The following is a 13747-nucleotide window of genomic DNA, read 5'->3' as shown; positions in this document are numbered from 1 at the left end:
TCAGCGACCGTTGCGCTCGAGTTCGTTGAGCTGCTTCTGCAGACGTTCCAGGGCGGCCCGGATTTCGTCGATCTGCGCGTTGAGTTCGGCGATCTTCGCGCGATCCGGCGGCGGCGCCTGCGCGGGCGGTTGCGCTGCCGGCGGCGGCGCGGGCTGCTGACCTGGCGGCAGTGGCGCGCCTGGGCCGCCGCCGGGTGGTGTGGCGAGCCGGCCGGTGCCGGGACCGAAGACCTGGTCCAGCGCCTCGGCGAGGGTCGGCGCGTAGCCCACCAGGACGCCGCCCGTGCCAGGTTCGCGGTAGCTGACCAGCACTCGCGCCAGCTGCGGGAACGTCGAGGCGTTCGGTGCGGTCGAGATCCGCTCGGTGAAAAGCGGTTCGGCGTAGAGGACGCCGCCGTCGGCGATCGGCAGGGTGAGCAGGTTGCCGTACTGGATCCGGTTCGAGCGCTCGAGCAGTGTCCGCTCGGAGGCCACTCTGGTGTCGGAGATCATCGAGTTCTGGATCTGCTGCGGGCCCTGGGTGAGCGTGTCGGTGGGCAGCTGCAACACGCTGATCTTGCCGTAGTTCTCGGGGTCGGAGCGGACCGAGACGTAGGCGGAGAGGAATTCCCTGTTGTATCCGACCATCGCGCTGGCCAGCCGGAACGACGGTTCGGCGCTGCTCTGATCGCCGATCAGGACGTAGAACGGGGGTTGGTGCGGGTTGGTTTCCACGGTGGGGTCACTGGGGACCGACCAGAAAGCGTTGGTGGTGAAGAACTCTCGCGGTTCGTCGACGTGGTATTTGGCGAGCATCTCCCGCTGGATCGTGAACAAGTCCTCCGGGTACCGGAAGTGGGCGCGCAACTCCGGAGTGATCGCTTCCTCGGGTTCGACCGTGCCGGGGAAGACCTTCATCCACGCCGCCAGGACGGGATCCTGCCGATCGACCTGGTACAGCGTGACCGTGCCGTCGTAGGCGTCGACGGTGGCCTTGATGGAGTTACGCACGTAGGACACCTGACGGGGAGACCCGCGGGGGTTGTCGTCCCCCGGTTCGAGGGCTTCCAGCGAGCTGCGCTTGGCGTAGGGATAGCCGTCGATCGCGGTGTACGCGTCGACGATCCACACGATGCGGCCGTTCACGACGGCTGGGTAGGGGTTGTTGTCGGTGGTCAGCCACGGGGCGACGAGTTCGACGCGATGGCGCGGATCGCGATTGAAGATGATCTTCGACTCGGGACCGATCGCCTTGGAGAAGATGATGTTGCGTTCGGTGTACGTCACGGCGAAGGCGAGGCGGTTGAGCCAATTCCCGATCGGCACCCCGCCCGCGCCGGTGTAGGTGTATTTGGTGGTGTCGGTGTCGTACTCCCGGGGCTCGGCGCCGCCGCCCACGATGGCGTAGTCCGGACTGGCGTGGGCGATCACTTCGCCGAAATACACCCGCGGCTGATCCACTCGGATCACTTGATGACCGGACGCTTGCGACGCGATGTCGCCGACCGCGTAGATCGGGTACCCGCTGTTGCTGCTGGCGGCGTCGCCCGCGGCCTCGCGGACCGCCGCGTTCACCCGGTTGGCCGGTGCGGCGACGAATCCGTTCCCGTGCGTGTAGACGGTGTGCCGATTGACCCAATGGCGCTGGTTGCCGCTCAGCGCGCTCGGGGTCAGCTCGCGCGCCGCGACCACGTAGTCGCGTAGTTGCCCACCGATGCGGTAGCGGTCCAGATCCAGATGCGGTGGGAAGCTGTAGAAGTTCTTCAGCTGTTGCTGCTGGGTGAACGTCCGGGAGAGGACGTTCGGGTCCAGCAGGCGGACGTCGGCGAGCGTGGTGACGTCCGCGGGGACCTCGGACGGCGGCTTGCTACCGACGCCGGAATAAGGCTGGTACTCGACCCGATCGCCGCCGATCCCGTACGCCTGCCGGGTGGCCGCGATGTTGCGTTCGATGTACACGCGCTCCATGTCGGCGGCGTTCGGGCGGACGGAGAACTGCTCGACGGCCCACGGCCAGACGGCGCCGACCAGGATCGACGACAACAGCAGCAGCGCGGCGGCCATCGCCGGAATCCGCAAATCGCGCACGACGACGGCGGCGAAGACCGCCGCGGCGCAGATGAGGGCGATCGCGAAGAGAATCAGGCGAGCCGGAAGCACCGCGTTGATGTCGGTGTAGCCCGGTCCCGCGAAGGTGGGCTCCTTGCTGCGGCTGGAAAGCAGCGAATACCGGTCGAGCCAGTAAGCGATCGCCTTCAAGAGGATGAACGCGCCGGCGAAGATCGCGAGCTGGACGCGGGCCGAGTGGGTCAGGCCGCCCGCTTTCCTGGACAGCCGCAGTCCGCCGAGCAGATAGTGCGTCACCAGCCCGGCGACGAAGGCGAGGACGACGGCGATGAACAGCCAGTTGACGACGAATCGGTAGAAGGGCAGGTCGAAGACGAAGAACCCGACATCGTGACCGAATTGCGGATCCGACACACCGAAGGACCCGCCGTGCAGGAACAGTTGGATGGTCATCCAGCTCGACTGCGCGGCCAGGCCGCAGATGAGCCCCACCGTGGCGGCGACGCCGAGACCGAACCGCAGCGGCCGCCGGAGCACCGCGGCCCGATACGGGCGGAGGCTGTCTTCTTCCTCGGACTCGGGAACGAACAGCGGGCGGAATCTGAACGCGAGCCACATCGCCGTGAAAAGGACGCCACCGATGAGCAATGCGATGACGAGGAACACCGACAGCCGCGTGAGCAGCACGGTCAGCCAGACACCACGGAATCCGACTTCGCCGAACCACAGCCAGCCGACATAGGCCCTGATCAGCCGGGGAACGACCAGCAACGACACGACGAACACCGTGGCGGCGATCACCAGCACCCGGGTGCTGCGATGCAACCGCCGCAGGCTGGGGCCGTCGCGCGCGCTCATCTCCCACTCCCGTGGCCGCCGCCCGGCCGAGCGAGGGACGGCCGAGGCGAACCACCAAGCCCGATACTACCGGGGGCGGGTCGCAGCATCGTGCCCGATCACGCACGGGTTCGCGGGCCGCGAACGATCCGGCCGGCGCGGCCGCGAGACCGTCGTGCACGACCTTGCCGACAGCCGGGTGCGCCAGGTTTCGGCGGCCACGTGGTCGGCCATGTCCACGTCCGAGTCGTACAGCCATTGCGTCTGCAGTCCGTCGAGCAGAGCCATGGCGAGCACGGCGCAGCGATCGGGGTCCCAGATCTGCCGACAGGCGGCCCGCTTCGCGGAGGTCGGCGACAGCGCGGGTGAGGGCGTCGCGGACCGTGCGGTAGCGGTCGCGGAAATACTCGTGGGCGGGTGGCCAGGCGGGGTCGCTTCGACGGAGAAAGGGCGTAGAGCTCGCATACTGTTTTCGGTACCGGTCTCGACCCGAGGAGCCTCGATGACGAGCGAACCCGACCTCACCGATCTGTCCCCGGAGCAACGCGCCGCGCTCGGCAGCGGCGCCGACTTCTGGACCACCAAGGCGATCGGTCCCGTCATCTCGGTGACCATGACCGATGGCCCGCACGGTGTGCGCAGGCAGGCCGGCGCGACCGATCACCTCGGGTTGGCCGCGAGCCTGCCCGCCACCTGCTTCCCGCCCGCGGTCGGGCTCGCGCAGAGCTGGGACGCCCAGTTGGTGCGCCGAGTGGGCGCGGCGCTGGGCCGGGAGGCCCGCGCACTGGACGTGGACGTGCTGCTCGGGCCAGGAGTCAACATCAAGCGCGATCCGCGCGGGGGCCGCAATTTCGAGTATTACTCGGAGGATCCGCTGTTGACCGGTCTGCTCGGCGCGGCATGGGTGACGGGTGTGCAGGGCACCGGAGTGGGCGCCTCCCTGAAGCATTTCGCCGCCAACAATGCCGAACACGACCGGATGCGGTCGAGTTCCGACGTGGACCCGCGCCCGCTGCGCGAGATATACCTGCGCGCGTTCGCCCACATCGTGCGCACCGCCCGGCCGTGGACGGTGATGTGCTCCTACAACCGGATCAACGGTGTGCCCGCCGCGCAGAATCGATGGCTGCTCACCGACGTGCTGCGTGGCGAATGGGGATTCGACGGCGCGGTGATCTCGGACTGGGGTGCGGTGGCCGACCGTCCTGCGGCCGTGACGGCCGGCTTGGATCTGGAGATGCCGGGCGGCACCGGCATCTCCGACGCACGAGTGGTCGCGGAGATGGCGTCGGGCACACTGGACCCGGCCGACGTCGACCGCGCCGCGCGGAACGTTGCGACACTGGCGGCACGGGTCGCAGCCGGACGCGAGCAGGACGAAACGCGGTACACCGCGGACGAGCACCACCGCCTGGCCCGAGAGGTCGCCGCACGCTGCGTGGTGCTGTTGCGGAACGACCGCGGCCTCCTGCCGCTCGCCCCGGGGCGCTCGGTCGCCGTGATCGGCGAATTCGCGGTGGAACCGCGATACCAGGGCGGCGGCAGCTCGCACGTCAACCCGACCCGGCTCGATGTGCCGCTCGACGAGATCCGCGCGCTCGCGGGCGCCGGAACCGTTTCCTACAGTCCCGGATTCACCACGAACCGCACCGACGCCGACCACGACGCGCTGCGCGCGGACGCTGTGGCCGCCGCCCGGGATGCGGACGTGGCGATCCTGTTCCTCGGCTCGGCCGCCGCGCAAGAATCCGAAGGATTCGACCGAGAGCACCTGGAGCTGCCCGGTGAGCAGCTCGAACTGCTGGACGCGGTGGTGCGAGCGCAACCGGACACGGTGGTGGTCCTCGCGCACGGCGGCGTGGTGCGGCTGGCCCCGGTAGCCGCCCTCGCGCCCGCGATCCTGGATGGCGGGCTACTCGGCCAAGCCGGGGGCGGCGCACTCGCCGACGTGTTGTTCGGCGTGGTGAATCCGTCGGGACGGCTCGCGGAGACCGTGCCGATGCGGTTGCAGGACACCCCGGCCTATCTGAACTTCCCCGGCGAGCATTCGCACGTGCGCTACGGCGAGGGCCTGTACGTGGGCTACCGCTGGTACGACAGCCGGGATATGGACGTGTGCTATCCGTTCGGGCACGGACTGTCCTACACCACGTTCGACTACTCCGACTTGGCCCTCGAGGCAGGCGAAGCGGGGATCACGGTCCGCGTCGGCATCACCAATACGGGCTCGCGCGCAGGCCGGGAAGTGGTGCAGGTGTATACGACGCTGCCCGGCTCGTCCGTCGCGCGTCCCGCCCGCGAACTGAAGGGTGTCGCAGTCACCGCCGAACTCGAACCCGGTGCGCGCGAAGAGGTCTCGTTGCTTCTTCCGCGAGACGATCTGGCCTGTTGGGACACTCGGGTCGACCGCTGGGTCGTCGAAGGCGGCGCCTACCAGGTGTGGGCGGGCGCGTCCAGCCGTGACCTGCGCGCCACCGCGTCGATCGACGTCGCCGGAGACGAACTGCGTATCCCGATCACGGCGGAGTCGACGCTCGGCGAGGCCTTGGCCGATCCGAAGGCGGCGGCCGCGCTGGCCGAAGTGTTCGGCGACATGTCCGCGAGCATGGGTGACGCGACGGCGCTCGGCGTGGACATGATGCGGATGATCGCCTCCATCCCGCTCGACCGCCTCACCGGCTTCGGCGTCGACCCGGAGCGGCTGGACGCGCTCCTGGCCGCCGCCGACGACTGATCACCCGGTTCCGACTCACCCGGCGACAGCGGGCGCACCCACGACCGGGGCGCTGCCGGGCGCTGTCGCGCGGTGCAGTCCGCGGCGGTCGTAGGCGTACGTGGCCGTGACACCGAGCGCCAAGCCGATGCCGAGACCGAGCAACGTCATCCACAGCCCGGCACCGAAACCGGCTTCGGCGCGGGCATCGAAGAAGAGGATGGCGCGCACGGCCAGGTAGATCTGGTGCATCGGTTCGAAGGCGGCCAGCTTCGCGATATAGGCGGGCGTCGCCTCCAGCGGGACCGTGGCGGCCGACGACGGCAGGCCGAGGACGACGAACAGGATCAGGTTGACCAGCAGTCCGGCGGTCCCGAATGTGGCCAGGACGGCCAATGCGGTCACGCCGACGGCGACGATGGCGAGGATGCCGTAGAGCCACAGCAGCAGTGGGTTGTCCAGCGGAACCCGCAGCACCGCGGCCACGGCGAGGAATATCCCGGACAGTATCGGCGCCGCGGTGATGATGACCGCCCACTTCACCAGCAGAGTGCGGAGCCGGGAGATCCCGGTGGCGGGCGGGTGGACGAACCAGGGGCCGTACTCGGTGGGAGTGAATCCGAGGACGGAGTCGACGAGCGTGTGGATGATCATGGCTCCGGTGAAGCCCGCCAGCAGCAGGATCAAGGTGTAGAAGAAGGCGACCAGGCCTTGGCCCGCCCCGTCGTCCATCGGACGATACGGCGCGGTGACGATCTGCACCGGGTCGGCGAGCATCAGGCGGGCGGCGCCACTGACCTCGACCGGCGTGCCCGGCCCCGCGGCGAGGGCGGAGTTCACCTGGTCGGTCAGGTTCTTGCCGACGGTCTCGTCCACCTGGCTCAGCGCACGATCGGCGATGCGCTGCATGATGCCGGTCGTGTAAGGGCCGATCCGCGGGTTGGTGTTGATCGTGATCACCGGGCGCTCGATCTGCCCGGGCACCACGGCGCCCGCGCCCAGGATCGCCAGCCGCTTGGTGAAATCGGACGGGATGACGATCGCGCCGTAGACCTCGCCCTGCTGCAATTGTTTGCGCGCCTCGGCGATGCCGACGACGTGCAGGTCGATCTTGTCCGCCGGCATACCCGCGACCAGTGCGTCGGTGACCTGGGCGCCGACATTGGCGGGCTTGCCGTCGAGCGTGTCGCCGACGTCTTGATTGACCAGGGCGATCGGAAAGTCGTGCAGGTTCTTCTCGGTATTGCTCGCGTAGCCGAGGTACATCGTGCCCAGCAGCGCCGCGAAGACCGTCAGCACTGCGATCGGGGCGGTGAAGGTCCGAACCGTCATGCGAGTCAATGTAGTCACTGCCTACAAAGTAGGCAACGCCTACATTTTGTTATCCTGCATACACCATGCCGATCACTCGAAGCCGGTCCTACCACCACGGCGACCTGCGGGCCGAGCTGCTCCAGCGTGCCGAGGCGACGCTGCGCGAATCCGGCGTCGACGGCCTGTCACTGCGCGGACTGGCCCGTGACGTCGGAGTCAGTCACGCCGCTCCGACCCGGCATTTCAAGGACAAGCAGGCGCTACTGGACGCCATCGCGGTGTCCGGATTCCAACGTCTCGCCGCCGCCTTGGAGCAGACGGCGGCCGCGCGTTCGGCCGACGGGCACATCCGGGCCCTCGCCAGGACCTATCTCCACTTCGCGACCGAGAATTCGGAACTCGTCGCGTTGATGTTCGCGCGCAGGCACAGCCCCGCCGCGGGCGATGCGATGTCCCGGGCCGTGGACGCGGCGTTCGCGACGCCGGTCGCGCTCATCACCGAAGCGCAGAAGCGGGGAGAAGTGATCGCGGGCGATCCGCGGCGCATCGCGCTGTCCGCGGTCGCCGCGCTACAAGGTCTGGCCACCTTCGTCGGCTCGGGGGTGATCGCCGCGGAGACCGCCGACGAACTGGTGGACGAAACCACCACCCACATGATCGAAGGCCTGCGCCCGAGAGCGTGAGTCCGGGCGCAGCCCTCGTCGCTCAATACGCGATGAACAGGATTTCGTCGCGCGAGTACTCGTGCCCGGGGTGGTTCTCCGCCAGGTGGGCTTGCGTCTTGGCCACGAGATCGTCCTCGTCGGTTCCGACGATCCGCTCTCCGCAGGGGCAATTGAGATTTCGCTTCATCAGCGTCCTTCCTCCTCGAATCGACAGTCTAGGACGCCGCCGCGTGGCAGACCCGCCGAGTCAGCCGCGCGACCATTCGTGGCCCCAGTAGCTGTCAGCGGTGATCTCCTCGGCGCTGTAGGTGGATTCGTCGACCAGCATGCCCTCGGTGCCGTATTCGAGATCCCAGCCACCGGGCGTGCGGACGTAGAAGGAGATCATCTTGTCGTTGGTGTGCCTGCCGAGCGTCGACGACAGCGGGTAGCCCGCGCGCATGACGAGGCGCCCAGTCCGATCAGCGCCGCGGATACCGCGTCCATGAACGGACCGGGGCCACAGACGAACGCCTCCCGCGCGGACCACGGTCCGGCCAGCGCCGCGAGCTGCGCGCGGGTCGGCAGCCCTTGCACGCTCTCCAGCCAGTGCACCACGACCAGGCGACCGGGATAGCGGGCGGAGAGATCGGCGAGTTCGGCGGCGAAGATCACCGATCGTTCGTCGCGGTTGGCATAGATCAGCGTGCAGTGCCCGGCCCCGGCGGCCAGTATCGATTTCAGAATCGACAGCACCGGGGTGATCCCACTGCCGGCCGCGAACAACAGCACATCGCCGTCGAGCGACGCGGGAGTGAAGACACCGGCGGGCGGCAGCGCGTCCAGAACCGTTCCGCGACGGCGTTGTCGCACAGCCAATTCGATCCGTAGCCGTCGGGCGTTCGCTTGACGGTGACCTTCAGCGGCCCTTCCTCATGCGGCGCACTCGACAGGGAATAGCACCGGCTGACCGAACCCGTCAGCTCACTCGGTATCCGCAGCGTCAGGAACTGACCCGGCCGATAGGCGATCGAATTCGACTCTCCAGAGGCCGGATCCAGTACCAGCGACACCGCATCGTCGGTCTCCCGGATCACCTGCAGCACGCGCAGGGGCACCATCGCGCTCGGGTGGCTGTCGGTGTCGCCGGAAACCTGCGTCGTCACCACGGCCGCCCGATCCACTGTTCTGTCTCCTCTCCGGTCGTCCACGGCGTGTGCCGCGCTCACGGCACGTCCCCGTCCCGGGTGGCGATGCCGAGGCGACCCCCGGCGACGGCGGCATCGATGCTGTCGCGCAGCGCGACGCAGGTCCGCACCCGCGCGCTGTCCGCCCCGGCGAACTCGGCGCACGCCGCCACCGCGCCGGTGGTCCACTGCACGCTGGTGTGCTGCGGGCTGTACTTCTCGACCAGCACGCAGGTGTCGCAGGTACGGCAGGTGATCCGTTCCATCGCGATCTCGCTCAGGCTCCGGCGGCGGCGCGCTGCCCGGCGAGATTCTCGGCGACCTCCGCCTCCCAGGCCGTGACCGCCCGGGTGGTGTCGACCTCGAACTCGAAACGGTCGGTCATCTTCGGGTCGATCTCGGCCACGTCGGTGTAGAACTGCTCGTACCAGCGGCGCAACTGGTAGACCGGCCCGTCCTCCTCGCACAGCAGCGGGTTGTCGATGCGGGTCTTGCGCTGCCAGATCGCCGCGTCCTGCTCGAAGCCGCGGCCCAGACCGCCGGCGAACTTCGCCGCGATGTCCTCGGCCTGCTCCGGTGACACGCCGTGGGGCTTCTTCACGATCGCGCCGTACTGCAGCACGAATTTCGTGGGTGACACGGGGTAATGGCAGTTGATGAGCACGCCCTCGACCGTCAGTCCCGCACTCTCGCTGCGCAGGTGATCGATCATGTAGGACGGGCCGTAGTACGAGGCGTCGGAGTGCAGGACATTCTTGCCGCCCAGCGCCTTCGCGGTCTCCCCCATCATGTCCTCGCGTGACACCGACGTCATGTACTGACCGGCGATGTGACCTTCGAAGACGTTCTTGAAGTAGGTCGGGAAACCGAAATGCACGTAGAAGAAGTGCGCCATGTCCACCACGTTGTCGATCACCTCGCGGCAGTTCGCGCCGTCGATCGTCATGGTGTTCCAGGTCCAGTCGGTCCACTCGTCGCTGAACGCGCCCTCGATGCGCGGGATCGTCACCTGTTCCGGGGGCGGATTGCCCTCTGGGTCGTTCCATACGAACAGCTGCTTGTTCTGCTCGAGGGTCGGCCACGAACGGGTCCGCGCCCGGGGTGGCACGCGGCGGCCGTAGGGAATGCCGGTGCAGCGGCCGTTGCCGCCCCAGCGCCAGTCGTGGAAGGGGCAGGCGAGCGAGTCCCCCTTGATCCGGCCGTCGCCCAGGTTCCCGCCCATATGCCTGCAGTAGGCGTCCAGCACGTGGAGCTGTCCGCCGGCACCGGCGAAGACCACCAGTTCGGTGCCGAAGATCTCGACGGTGTGCGGTTTTCCGTCCCGGAAGTTCTGCGCGAGGCCCAGGCAGTGCCAGCCGCGCGCGTACCGGGCGGGCGGAGCGCCCGCGTCGATCACTCGGACCTCGGTGTCGGTAGTCATCGGTTCCTCCACAATTCGCGCACGTTTGTCACCTCGATATTTCGGTTCGGCATGCGGGGGCGGAAATGCGCAGTCCCACTGGCCGGGAGGCGCTCAGGCTCCATCGAGCCGCCCGAACGCGGAGCGGTAGAACAGCAGCGGCGCGGCTTCACGGTGCTCCGACAGGGCGGTGACGCGCGCGATCACGATGGTGTGGTCACCGCCGTCGACCTCCTGCTCGACCTCGCAGTCCAGCCACGCCATGCTTCCGGCCAGCCGCGGCGAGCCGTTCGGCGAAGGCTCCCAGTCGACCCCCGCGAACTTGTCCGTGCCGCTGCGCGCGAGCCGACGGCAGATGTCCTGCTGGTCGTGGGCCAGGATGTTGACGCAGAGCCGGCCCACCGCGCGGATGCGCGGCCACGACGTGGACGTGCGCGCCGGGCAGAAGCAGACCGCGGGCGGCTCCAGCGACAGCGCCGAGAACGACTGGCAGGTGAATCCGACCGGCCCGTCTTCCGAGTGCGCGGTGATCACTGTGACGCCGGTGCAGAAGCGCCCCAGCACGGCTTTGAAGTCGCGCACGTCCAGCGGCGATCCGTCCATCTCGAGCACCGGTTCCATCGGGCCTCCTATTTCGACCAGGCATATACCTGACAGCTATGACAGCAGCTGCCGCCCGCGGGAGGTCAAGAACGGGGTCCGGTCACCGAGATACAGATCCGTGGAAGCTACGTAGTTCTCCCGATTCATCCCGGTCGCGAATTCGTCAGTGTGATGGGAGACACAGGAGTCCGGGCAGGTAGTGCCTGGCCGACCTGCCCGAATGTGACCGACGGAGGTTCAGATGACCGTCACCATGCTGCCCGAAGCCACCCGGGCGCCTCACCGCGCCCGGCCCGGAAGCGCCGAATCCGGCCCCACGGACGTCCCCGTCTCGATGATCGAGCGGATGACCCTCATCCTGGACGCGTTCGACGCCGCCACGCCGACGCTGACGCTGCTCGGCCTGGTCGAGCGCACCGGCCTGCCGCGCTCGACGGTCCATCGGATCCTCGACCAGATGATCCGGCTGCGCTGGCTGGCCCACACGTCCGGCGGGTACCGGCTCGGCATGCGCACCCTGGAGCTGGGCGGGCTCACCGCGGATCACAACGAGATCCGCGACGCCGTCAGTCCGCTGTTGCACGAGCTGTGCCAGCGCACCGGCATGGTCGGCCACCTCGCGGTGCTCGACGGACGCGAGGTCGTCTACCTGGACAAGGCCGGTGGCCGCTTGGCCGCCACGCTGCCGACCCGCCTCGGCGGCCGCATGCCCGCGCACTGTACGGCCCTGGGCAAGGCGATGCTGGCCGCCCTGGAACCGAGCATCGCCGAAGCCGCCTTCCATTCCCGGCTGCCGCGCCTGACCGCGCACACCATCACCGAGCCCGACGCGTTGCACCGCGCGCTGGCCCAGATCCGGCTGCGCCAGGGCGTGGCGCTGGACCGCGAGGAATCGATGGACGGAATCGCCTGTGTCGCAGCGCCGCTGCGCGGTCGCGGCACGGCCCCCGCGGCGCTGTCGCTGTCCGGGCGGGCCGAGGCGATGAGTTTCGACAAGCTCGCGCGGGTGCTGCTGGAGATCTCGCACGAGGCGGGCCGGACGCTGTTCCCGCGCCGGGCGCGCTGGCGATAGTTCGAATCCGCATATGCCTGACCGGTACAGTCCGACCATGACCGATGGCGGCACACCCGCGGTGCCCGACCTGCCGACGACCGCGTGGGCCGTGCTCGGCATGCTCTCGCACGCCGACGAGCTCTCCGGCTACGACCTGAAGAAATGGGCCGACTGGAGTCTGCAGTTCTTCTACTGGAGCCCGTCGTTCAGCCAGATCTACGCCGAACTCAAACGCCTCGAGAAGCACGGCTACGCCAGCTCACGCACGGTGGTGCAGGAGGACGGCGTGCGCGGCAAGCGGATGTACGCCATCACGCCGGAAGGCCGTGCCGCCGCCGCGAACTGGGTCAATCACGCGCCGGTCGAGGCGCCGGTGCTCAAGCACAGTGTGATGTTGCGGGCATGGCTCGGCAATCTCGCCGAGCCCGACCGGCTGCGCGACATCCTCACCGAGCACATCGCCTACGCCGAGAGGATGCGCAAGCGCGCCGAAGCCGACGCGAAAGGCGCCGAGGCGAATCCGGACTGGGCCTATCCGGAACTGGTGCTGCGCTGGTGCGTCCGGCACTACGAGGCGGAGGTCGACTTCGCCCGCGAACTGCTCGCGGATATCGATCGCCTCACTGAGTGAGACGCCGCCTGGTTGTTCCAGCCTCGCCATATTTCTATTAGGCATATGGAGGTGGCGGACGATGACCGGTGAACTGGACACGGTGCCTGCCGCGGTGGCGGCGATCGCGAGCGGCGGCATGGCGCTCGTGGTGGACGACGATGACCGCGAGAACGAAGGCGACCTGGTGCTCGCCGCGGAGATGGCGACCCCGCAGAACATCGGATTCCTGGTACGGCACACCAGTGGCGTGCTGTGCGTGCCCATGGCGGGCGACGATCTGGACCGCCTGGAACTGCCGCCGATGACGGCGGTCAACCAGGACCCGAAGGGCACCGCCTACACGGTCTCGGTGGACGCGGCGGCGGGTGTGGACACCGGCATCTCGGCCGCCGACCGGGCGCACACCATGCGCCTGCTGGCCGACCCCGCCACCACACCCCGGGATCTCACCCGCCCGGGGCACGTGTTCCCCCTGCGAGCGCATCCGCGCGGCGTCCTCGGCCGGCGAGGGCATACCGAGGCCGCCGTCGACTTGGCGCGGATGGCGGGTCTGCGCCCGGCCGGTGTCATCGCCGAGGTGGTCCGCGACAACGGATCGATGGCCCGCCTGCCCGAGCTGCTGACCATGGCCCGGGTGCACGGGATCCCGATCATCTCCATCGCCGACCTGGTCGACTACCGCCGCCGGCGCGAACCGGGCGTCGCCCGGATCGCGGAGACCCGGCTGCCGACCCCGTTCGGCGAGTTCCGGCTGATCGGCTATCGGGACGCGACGAACCACGCCGAGCATCTCGGGCTGGTGTTCGGCGCGCCGGGCGAGCACGACGTGCTGACCCGGGTGCACTCGGAATGCCTCACCGGTGACGCGTTCGGTTCCCTGCGCTGCGACTGCGGCGAGCAGCTCGACGCCGCCCTGCAGGCCGTGGCCGCCGAAGGCCGCGGAGTCGTGGTGTACCTGCGCGGCCAAGAGGGACGCGGTGTCGGACTGCTGAACAAATTGCGCGCATACGAGCTGCAGGACGGGGGCGCCGACACCGTCGACGCGAATCTGCGGCTCGGGCTGCCCGTCGACGCCCGCCACTACGGCGCCGCGGCGCAGATTCTGGCCGACCTGAGTGTGCGGTCGGTCCGGTTGCTCAGCAACAACCCGGCCAAACAGGCGGGCCTGACCGAATACGGCATCGCCGTCGAACGGCGAATCCCCTTGCAGGCCAGCCCGACCGAGCACAACGTGCGCTATCTGCGCGCCAAGCGCGACCGCATGCGCCACCAGTTGACCGAGGTCGACACCGCTGTCGCCGTCCGATGAGCGGCAACGGTTCGATCGGTCCGCTGTC

At 68.7% G+C, this 13747-nt stretch carries 11 protein-coding genes and 2 pseudogenes; 5 read left to right on the top strand and 8 right to left on the bottom strand.

The genetic code is table 11. The features are described from left to right. Positions 1-2904, bottom strand: a complete 2904-nt coding sequence (locus ABZ552_RS25555; protein WP_357440222.1) for a UPF0182 family protein — start codon at positions 2902-2904, stop codon at positions 1-3. A 481-nt stretch (positions 2905-3385) separates the two neighbouring features. Here ABZ552_RS25555 and ABZ552_RS25550 point away from each other — a divergent pair, with 481 nt between their 5' ends. Continuing rightward, complete coding sequence (locus ABZ552_RS25550) at positions 3386-5617, top strand: glycoside hydrolase family 3 C-terminal domain-containing protein (protein ID WP_357440219.1); 2232 nt, start codon at positions 3386-3388, stop codon at positions 5615-5617. Positions 5618-5632: 15 nt separating this feature from the next. Here ABZ552_RS25550 and ABZ552_RS25545 read toward each other — a convergent pair whose 3' ends face one another. After that, the gene (locus ABZ552_RS25545) at positions 5633-6928 is read right to left on the bottom strand and encodes a DUF3533 domain-containing protein (protein ID WP_281880048.1); all 1296 of its coding nucleotides are present in this window, start codon (positions 6926-6928) and stop codon (positions 5633-5635) included. A 65-nt stretch (positions 6929-6993) separates the two neighbouring features. Between ABZ552_RS25545 and ABZ552_RS25540 the strand changes: the two genes are divergently transcribed. Next, positions 6994-7593 (top strand): TetR/AcrR family transcriptional regulator, encoded by a 600-nt coding sequence (locus tag ABZ552_RS25540; RefSeq protein WP_281880047.1) that lies wholly within the window; start codon positions 6994-6996, stop codon positions 7591-7593. 22 nt (positions 7594-7615) lie between these two features. Here the strand turns inward: ABZ552_RS25540 and ABZ552_RS25535 are convergent, their stop codons facing one another. From ABZ552_RS25535 to ABZ552_RS25510, 6 genes and pseudogenes are all read right to left on the bottom strand, one after another. Then, a complete protein-coding gene (locus ABZ552_RS25535; RefSeq protein ID WP_159840470.1) occupies positions 7616-7762 on the bottom strand; it encodes a DUF1059 domain-containing protein in 147 nt (48 codons plus the stop codon). 60 nt (positions 7763-7822) lie between these two features. Continuing rightward, a pseudogene (locus ABZ552_RS25530) lies at positions 7823-8008 on the bottom strand (2,3-dihydroxybiphenyl 1,2-dioxygenase); the annotation flags it as partial. A gap of 29 nt (positions 8009-8037) precedes the next feature. Further along, positions 8038-8675: pseudogene (locus ABZ552_RS25525) on the bottom strand (FAD-binding oxidoreductase); the annotation flags it as partial. A gap of 104 nt (positions 8676-8779) precedes the next feature. Beyond that, entirely contained in the window at positions 8780-9007 is a 228-nt protein-coding gene (locus ABZ552_RS25520) for a hypothetical protein (protein WP_281880045.1), read from the bottom strand. Between the two features lie 11 nt (positions 9008-9018). Then, positions 9019-10161, bottom strand: a complete 1143-nt coding sequence (locus ABZ552_RS25515) for a Rieske 2Fe-2S domain-containing protein (protein WP_281918312.1) — start codon at positions 10159-10161, stop codon at positions 9019-9021. A 93-nt stretch (positions 10162-10254) separates the two neighbouring features. Beyond that, entirely contained in the window at positions 10255-10761 is a 507-nt protein-coding gene (locus ABZ552_RS25510) for a flavin reductase family protein (RefSeq protein ID WP_281918311.1), read from the bottom strand. Between the two features lie 223 nt (positions 10762-10984). Here ABZ552_RS25510 and ABZ552_RS25505 point away from each other — a divergent pair, with 223 nt between their 5' ends. The 3 genes from ABZ552_RS25505 (at position 10985) to ABZ552_RS25495 (ending at position 13719) form a co-directional block, all read left to right on the top strand. Then, the gene (locus ABZ552_RS25505) at positions 10985-11815 is read left to right on the top strand and encodes an IclR family transcriptional regulator (RefSeq protein WP_350356440.1); all 831 of its coding nucleotides are present in this window, start codon (positions 10985-10987) and stop codon (positions 11813-11815) included. Between the two features lie 37 nt (positions 11816-11852). Next, positions 11853-12428 carry a PadR family transcriptional regulator gene (locus ABZ552_RS25500; protein WP_281880041.1) on the top strand — a complete coding sequence of 192 codons (576 nt, stop codon included), beginning with the start codon at positions 11853-11855 and terminating at the stop codon, positions 12426-12428. 61 nt (positions 12429-12489) lie between these two features. Beyond that, a complete protein-coding gene (locus ABZ552_RS25495; RefSeq protein ID WP_281918310.1) occupies positions 12490-13719 on the top strand; it encodes a bifunctional 3,4-dihydroxy-2-butanone-4-phosphate synthase/GTP cyclohydrolase II in 1230 nt (409 codons plus the stop codon). Positions 13720-13747: the final 28 nt, after the last annotated feature.

The organism is Nocardia sp. NPDC019219, assembly GCF_040632645.1.
GTDB classification, from domain to species: domain Bacteria; phylum Actinomycetota; class Actinomycetes; order Mycobacteriales; family Mycobacteriaceae; genus Nocardia; species Nocardia sputorum.
Note: the sequence above shows the minus strand (reverse complement) of the source record. Positions and strands in the feature narration are given on the sequence as shown.